The organism is Dietzia sp. DQ11-44 (assembly GCF_014145205.1).
GTDB lineage: Bacteria > Actinomycetota > Actinomycetes > Mycobacteriales > Mycobacteriaceae > Dietzia > Dietzia natronolimnaea.
In genome coordinates this window covers 1-5,579 of the sequence record NZ_JAALEC010000192.1, presented here as the reverse complement: position 1 = coordinate 5,579, position 5,579 = coordinate 1, and the positions used below count along the sequence as shown (strand labels likewise).

Sequence of the window (5,579 nt, the reverse complement as noted above, 5' to 3'; positions counted from 1 at the left end):
TCCCGCCCAGCGCCAGGGCGAGGATCGCGACCGCCACGCGGCGGGGGGTCGGCGCGGGGCCGGTGGCGGGGCTCGTGGTCACCGGAGCAGGCTACGCCCACCCCTGCGCGGGCCCGCCCTGACAGACCCGATCAGGGGGCGGTGCGCATGAGGCGCCGACCGCCGTAGACCACCAGGAACGCGGTGACGTACATGACGATGCTGTAGACGGCGGCGGCCAGCCCCACCTCCTCGTCGCCGATCACGGTGAAGGCGATGAGCAGGGTCAACGTGGTGTTCTTGATGCCGAACTCGACCGCGATCGCGATCTGCTCGGCGCGGCGCAGACGGCACACCCAGGCGAGCAGTCCGCCCACCACGATCAGAGCCAGGTTCAGGACGACGACCGCGGGTCCCACGGCCACGACGAGGTCGACGATGCGGTCCCTCTCGCCGAGCACGATGCCCACGATGAGCAGCACCAGGACGACGAGTCCGACGATGCCCACGAAGCGCTCGATGCGGGCGGCCAGGGCGGGCCTCCTCGCGCGGAGGAGCATGCCGAGAAGGACCGGGATGAGGATGACACCCAGGAGGAGCCCGAAGGTCTGGCCGAGCGGGACGGTCACCTCGGCGTCGGAGGCCCCCGGGATGACCCGCGCGCCGATACCGAACCACATCGGCAGCGTGAGGATCACGGCCACGGAGGTCAGGGCGGTGAGGATGACCGACAGCGCGACGTTGCCGCGGGCCAGATAGGTGATGAGGTTGGACGTCGCCCCGCCGGGGGTCGCCGCGACCAGGACGACGCCGAGGGCCAGCATCGCGGGGAGCCCGAAGACCAGGGCCACGACCACGCCCGTCAGCGGCACCAGGACCAGCTGGCCGAACAGTCCGACGATCGTGGCCCACGGCGACCTGGCCTGGACCGCGAAGTCCTCCTTGGTCAGGCTGAGCCCGATGCCGACCATGATGATCGCCAGCGCGACGGGCAGGCCTATGTCGATCAGGGGACTCTGGTCCACGTGGTGCTCCTCGGGTGCTCGCGGGTCGGCGGACGGCGGCCCTCATGTGAGATGGACCACTGTCCGACACCGTAGCCGCTCAGGCGCGAGCCCTCCTGAGGTTCTGGTCCAGGGCGGCGAGGAAATCCTCGGTGGTGAGGTGGTCCTGGTCCTCGCCGACCAGGAGGGCGAGATCCTTGGTCATCTGGCCGCCCTCGACGGTCGAGATGACGACGTCCTCGAGTTGGTGCGCGAACTCGATGACCTCGGGGGTGTTGTCGAGAGTGCCCCGGTGCTCGAGCCCGCGGGTCCAGGCGAAGATCGACGCGATCGGGTTGGTGGAGGTGGGCTCGCCCTGCTGGTGCCGCCGGAAGTGGCGGGTGACCGTCCCGTGCGCGGCCTCGGCCTCGCAGGTCTTCCCGTCCGGAGTGAGCAGGACCGAGGTCATCAGGCCGAGCGAGCCGAAGCCCTGGGCCACCGTGTCGGACTGCACGTCGCCGTCATAGTTCTTGCAGGCCCAGACGTACCCGCCCTCCCACTTGAGCGCGGAGGCGACCATGTCGTCGATGAGTCGGTGCTCGTAGGTCAGGTCGGCGGCGTCGAAATCCGCCTTGAACTCGCGGTCGAAGACGTCCTGGAAGATGTCCTTGAACGCGCCGTCGTAGGCCTTGAGGATCGTGTTCTTGGTGGACAGGAACACCGGGTAGTCGTGCTGCAGGCCGTAGTTGAACGAGGCGCGTGCAAAATCCGCGATCGACTCGGTGAAGTTGTACATCCCCATGACCACACCGCCGTCGTCCGGCATCTCGACGATCTCGTGCTCGATCGGCTCGGAACCGTCGGCCGGCGTGTAGGTGATGGTGACAGTGCCCGCTCCGGGCACCCTGAAGTCGGTGGCGCGGTACTGGTCGCCAAAGGCGTGCCGGCCGACGATGATCGGCTTGGTCCAGCCGGGCACCAGGCGGGGGACGGTGGAGATGATGATCGGTGCGCGGAAGATCGTCCCGCCGAGGATGTTGCGGATCGTGCCGTTCGGCGAGCGGTACATCCGCTTGAGACCGAACTCCTCCATCCTGGACTCGTCCGGGGTGATGGTGGCGCACTTGACCCCCACCCCGTGCTTCTTGATGGCGTTGGCGGCGTCCACGGTGATCTGGTCGTCCGTGGCATCACGGCTGGAGATGCCGAGGTCGTAGTACTCGAGGTCCACGTCCAGGTAGGGATGGATGAGTTCGTCCTTGATGAACTTCCAGATGATGCGGGTCATCTCGTCGCCGTCGAGCTCGACGACCGTCCCCTCCACCTTGATCCTGGACATCGGACCCTCTCTCCCCGCTCGCCCTTCTGGGGCCCGCGCCGTCGACGGTAGTGTGATGTGCGCCTCATCTTACGGATTCGTCCGGTCCCACCAGAGACCGCTCCGCACCGTTACCCCTCGTTGCCGCCGCCGAGCGGCTTAGGCTAACCTCTCCCCAGGTCATGAGTTCCAGCGACAAGCCCCGGCTCGCTGGACGGCAACCCTCCACCGCGGTGGGGTGCCCCGGGAGACGACCTGGCCACCACCCACCCGGGTGACAGGCAAGCGCGGGTCCGCTGTCGTCAAGCGGCCGGACCCTTCTGACGAGAGGAGGGGCTCCGCCCCTATGACGTACGACAACAGCAATCCCGACTGGGCCTTCGAGACCCGCCAGATCCACGCCGGCCAGCCCGTCGACTCCGACACCGGTGCGCGCAATCTGCCGATCTACCAGACCACCTCGTACGTCTTCGCGGACGCCAAGCAGGCCGCGGACCGGTTCGCGCTCGCCGAGATGGGCCCGATCTACACCCGGATCACCAACCCCACGGTCGCCGCCGCGGAGGATCGCATCGCGTCGCTCGAGGGCGGCGTCGCCGGGCTGCTCTTCGCGTCCGGCCAGGCCGCCGAGACCGCGGTCATCCAGGCGATCGCGCAGTCCGGTGGCCACGTGGTGGCCTCCCCCCGCCTCTACGGCGGTACCGACACCCTGCTCCGGCACACGCTGCCCAAGTACGGCATCGAGACCACGTTCGTGGAGAACCCGGACGACCCCGCCTCCTGGCAGGCGGCGGTACGGCCGGACACCAAGCTGTTCTACGGCGAGTCCATCTCGAACCCGCTGAACGACATCCTCGACATCCCGGCGATCGCCGAGGTCGCGCACCGCAACCAGGTTCCGCTCGTCATCGACAACACGGTGGCCACCCCGTACCTCATCCGCCCGCTGGAGCTGGGGGCGGATGTCGTCGTCTCCTCGGCCACCAAGTACCTCGGCGGCCACGGCGCCTCCCTCGGCGGCGTCCTGGTCGACGGCGGGAAGTTCGACTGGCGCGTGCAGCGGGACGGGCAGGACGTGTTCCCGTCCTTCACCACCCCGGATCCCGCGTACCACGGTCTGGTCTACGCCGACCTCGGGGCGCCCGCCCTCGCGCTCAAGGCCCGCGTGACGCTCCTGCGCGACACCGGCGCGGCGGCCTCCCCGTTCAACGCGTGGACCCTGGTCCAGGGCATCGACACCCTGAGCCTGCGCATCGAGCGCCATGTGTCCAACGCGCAGCGGGTGGCCGAGTGGCTCGAGGCGCGCGAGGACGTGGCGGGCGTCCAGTACGCCGGCCTGGCCTCCTCGCCGTACAACGCGCTGCAGAAGACGCTGTCCCCCAAGGGTGCGGGCGCGATCGTCACGTTCGACCTCGCGGTGCCGCAGGGCGCGTCCGAGGAGGACATCAAGGCGAGGGCGTGGACGTTCATCGACGCGCTCAAACTGCACTCGTGCCTGGTCAACATCGGCGACGTCCGGTCGCTGGTGTGCCACCCGGCCACCACCACCCATTCCCAGGGCACGCCCGAGGCCAACGCGATCGCCGGGGTCACCACGGCGACCGTCCGTCTGTCGGTGGGCATCGAGGCCGTCGACGACATCATCGGTGACCTCGAGCTCGGTTTCGCCGCGCTCTCCTGACGTCCGCCCGCATGGTCCGCCCCACCGATCCACTCGCGCTGTTGCCCCCGGGCGACGGCACCCTCGGCCGTGTCGCCATCGGCGACCTCACGCTGGTCACGGGTGTCGTCCTCCCGGGGGTGACCCTCGCGGTGCAGCGGTGGGGCCGGATCTCGGAGGACCGGTCCAACATCGTCCTGGTCGAACACGCGCTGACCGGGGACTCCCACGTGGTCGGCTCCGTGGACTCGCTCCACCCGACGCCCGGGTGGTGGAACGGACTCGTCGGGCCCGGGCTGCCGCTGGACACCGACCGCTACTGCGTGCTGTCGGTCAACGTGCTCGGCGGGTGTCGGGGGTCGACGGGCCCCAGTTCACTGCACCCCGACGGCCACTACTGGGGCGCCCGCTTCCCGGCCGTGTCCGTCCGCGACATGGTGGAGGCCGAGCGGGTCCTGGCCGACCTGCTGGGGATCGAGCGGTGGGCCGCGGTGGTCGGCGGTTCCATGGGCGGGGCCAGGACCCTCGAGTGGATGGTCACCCATCCGGACCGCGTCCGGGCGGGCTGTGTCCTCGCGGTCGGGGCGCGCGCCTCCGCGGACCAGATCGGGGTGCAGACCGCGCAGATCATGGCCGTGACCTCCGACCCCCACTGGCAGCAGGGCGGGTACCACGGCACCGGCCGCACCCCCGTCGCCGGACTCGGGATCGCCCGTCGCATCGCGCACCTGTCCTACCGGGGAGAGCTGGAACTGGACGAGCGGTTCGCCAACCGTCCGCAACCCGGTGAGGACCCCCGGGGCGAGGACCTGTCGATGTCGGGGCGCTTCGCCGTGCAGTCCTACCTCGACCACCAGGCCGGCAAGCTCGTCTCCCGCTTCGACGCCTGCACCTATGTCCTGCTCACCGACGCACTCAACCGTCACGACGTGGGCCTGGGACGAGGCGGGGTCGAACAGGCCCTGCGCTCCTGTCCCGTTCCCTGTGTGATCGGCGGGGTGACCACCGACCGCCTCTATCCCCTGCGCCAGCAGGAGGAGCTCGCCGCGCTGTTGCCCGGCGCCGATCCACTGGTGGTGATCGACAGCCCGGCGGGTCACGACGGCTTCCTCACCGAGTCCGACGTGGTGGGCCCCATGCTCGCCAGGACGCTCGAACTCGCCGCACAGGGATCCCCCGACCGAACCCGAGGACATGCATGACCGACCGCGATCACAGCCCCCGGCCCGCCGCCCTCGGCCTGACGGGACTGGCAGTGGGGCTCGGCATCATCGGCGTGGCCATCGGCTTCGCCACGCTGCTGGGGATCACCGCCACGGCCAGCGGCGGCGGCGACACCACCGAGTACGGGCCGATGGCGGTGACCGCCGCGTCGTCGCTGGCGCTGGGGGTGCTGCTGATCGTGGGCGCGGTGCTGCTGTGGCGCGCCCACCGTGCGGCCCGCGTCGTCATCGCGGTGGCGGTGGCGCTGCTCGTCGTGAGCTCGCTCGCGCGGATGGTGGTCGACAGCGTCACGTTCATCTCGGTGCTGGGGAGCGTGCTCTCGCTGTGCGCGCTGGTGGCGATGGGGGTGCTGCTCGCCTCGGACGGCGTCCGCGACCACGTCCGCGAGGGCGTCCCCCTGCGACTGACCTAGTCC

Annotated in this window: 5 protein-coding genes and 1 riboswitch; of the genes, 3 read left to right on the top strand and 2 right to left on the bottom strand. The window is 70.0% G+C overall.

The genetic code is table 11. The features are described 5' to 3' along the window. Positions 1-131: 131 nt before the first annotated feature. A complete protein-coding gene (locus tag G6018_RS05995) occupies positions 132-1,004 on the bottom strand; it encodes a bile acid:sodium symporter (protein WP_182639157.1) in 873 nt (290 codons plus the stop codon). Between the two features lie 79 nt (positions 1,005-1,083). Beyond that, the gene (locus G6018_RS05990) at positions 1,084-2,301 is read right to left on the bottom strand and encodes an NADP-dependent isocitrate dehydrogenase (RefSeq protein WP_182639155.1); all 1,218 of its coding nucleotides are present in this window, start codon (positions 2,299-2,301) and stop codon (positions 1,084-1,086) included. Positions 2,302-2,458: 157 nt separating this feature from the next. Beyond that, a riboswitch (SAM riboswitch) is annotated at positions 2,459-2,574 on the top strand. A gap of 52 nt (positions 2,575-2,626) precedes the next feature. Between G6018_RS05990 and G6018_RS05985 the strand changes: the two genes are divergently transcribed. Genes G6018_RS05985 through G6018_RS05975 form a run of 3 tightly spaced genes read left to right on the top strand, consistent with a single transcriptional unit; the run spans position 2,627 to position 5,576 of the window. Then, the gene (locus G6018_RS05985; RefSeq protein ID WP_182639153.1) at positions 2,627-3,961 is read left to right on the top strand and encodes a PLP-dependent transferase; all 1,335 of its coding nucleotides are present in this window, start codon (positions 2,627-2,629) and stop codon (positions 3,959-3,961) included. Between the two features lie 11 nt (positions 3,962-3,972). Then, positions 3,973-5,142 (top strand): homoserine O-acetyltransferase, encoded by a 1,170-nt coding sequence (locus G6018_RS05980; RefSeq protein WP_182639151.1) that lies wholly within the window; start codon positions 3,973-3,975, stop codon positions 5,140-5,142. Beyond that, a complete protein-coding gene (locus G6018_RS05975; protein WP_179524716.1) occupies positions 5,139-5,576 on the top strand; it encodes a hypothetical protein in 438 nt (145 codons plus the stop codon). Before G6018_RS05980 ends, G6018_RS05975 begins: the two co-directional genes overlap by 4 nt. The last annotated feature ends 3 nt before the right edge of the window (positions 5,577-5,579 follow it).